Below are 307 nucleotides of genomic sequence, written 5' to 3'. Positions count from 1 at the left end.
GGCGGGCTGATCGCCGGGGGCGCGGCGGCGACGGCCCTGGACCGGGTGCAGATGAAGGAACGCGCCGACATGAAGACCAAGCAGCTCTCCGGTGGCCAGCTGCGGCGTGTCGGCGTCGCCTCCGCCCTCGTCCATGGCGCCCGCGTTCTTCTTCTCGACGAACCGACCGCCGGCATGGACCCCACTCAGCGCCGTGTCTTCCGCGATCTGATGCTCCGTCTCGCCACGGATGAGGTACAGATGCTGATGTCCACTCATGACGTCGCTGACCTCGCCGAAGAGGCCGACCACGTGACCGTCCTCACCG

At 68.4% G+C, this 307-nt stretch carries 1 protein-coding gene; it reads left to right on the top strand.

Going from position 1 to position 307, the window contains the following annotated elements; all coding sequences use genetic code 11:
- Positions 1-307, top strand: a 307-nt coding sequence (locus IH50_RS0137170) for an ATP-binding cassette domain-containing protein (RefSeq protein WP_030873218.1), incomplete at both ends; no start/stop codon positions are given.

Source organism: Streptomyces sp. NRRL S-37, assembly GCF_000721605.1.
Taxonomy (GTDB): Bacteria; Actinomycetota; Actinomycetes; order Streptomycetales; family Streptomycetaceae; genus Streptomyces.
The sequence above is the reverse complement of the archived record's forward strand: the minus strand, read 5'-3'. Positions and strand labels throughout refer to the sequence as shown.